The organism is Acinetobacter sp. 809848, from assembly GCF_000581275.1.
Lineage (GTDB): Bacteria > Pseudomonadota > Gammaproteobacteria > Pseudomonadales > Moraxellaceae > Acinetobacter > Acinetobacter pittii.
The window spans coordinates 1-304 of record NZ_JEXG01000218.1 but is presented as its reverse complement, the minus strand read 5'-3'; the positions used below and the strand labels follow the sequence as shown (position 1 = coordinate 304).

1 protein-coding gene is annotated in these 304 nt (G+C 54.3%); it reads right to left on the bottom strand.

Annotation, left to right across the window (positions count from 1 at the left end; translation table 11 throughout):
* Positions 1 to 304 (bottom strand): Ig-like domain-containing protein (locus J536_RS24845; RefSeq protein WP_032064408.1); only part of this gene is annotated, 304 nt, incomplete at both ends.

The following is a 304-nucleotide window of genomic DNA, read 5'->3' as shown; positions in this document are numbered from 1 at the left end:
AAGTACAACCACTGGCGGTGTGATGTCGGCAGAGACTGTGCCTGTACCTGGCAATGAAGTATTGCCTGCAGGGTCAGTGGCTGTTGCAGTCACGGTATCGCCATCCACCAGGTTACCCGGGTTTGGTACTGACCAGCTGCCATCTGTGCCTGCTACCACTGTTGTAGTGGTACCGTCAGGGAAGCTGACAGTCACTGTTGAACCAGCTTCTGCTGTACCGCTCACCGGGTCAGTCGCATTGATTGGATCAAGTACAGGTGCATTTGGCGCGGTGGTATCAATCGTCACCACTGCTGTATCTGTA